The 415-nt window shown below is 59.3% G+C and carries 1 protein-coding gene; it reads left to right on the top strand.

All coding sequences use genetic code 11. The features are described 5' to 3' along the window. The coding region (locus L693_RS27645; protein WP_155983761.1) for an AMP-binding protein at positions 1-415 on the top strand (415 nt) is incomplete at both ends.

Here is a 415-nt window from a genome sequence, read left to right as displayed (position 1 = left end):
ATACGGCATTACAACCATGTGGCTGACCTCTCCGCTGTTCAACCAACTGTCGCAGCAGGACAGCAAGCTGTTTGGCGCGATCAAGACGCTGATCGTCGGGGGCGACATGCTATCAGCCCCGCATATCAACCGGGTGCTGCGGGACAATCCGGGCCTCGACATCGTGAACGGTTATGGCCCGACGGAAAATACGACGTTCTCGACGACCTATGCGATTCCCGGCGAACTCACGGAATCGGCGCCCATCGGTCGGCCGATCTGCAACTCGACGGCTTATGTCGTGGACAGCTCGATGAAGCTGCTGCCGATTGGGGCATGGGGTGAGCTGATCGTCGGCGGGGATGGCGTCGCGCGCGGGTATTTGAACCGTCCGGAACTGACGATGGAGAAATTTGTTCAAGACCCGGTAAAGCCG

It is taken from the genome of Paenibacillus sp. 1-18, assembly GCF_000520755.1.
GTDB classification, from domain to species: domain Bacteria; phylum Bacillota; class Bacilli; order Paenibacillales; family Paenibacillaceae; genus Paenibacillus; species Paenibacillus brasilensis.
This window is presented reverse-complemented; position numbering and strand designations above follow the sequence as displayed.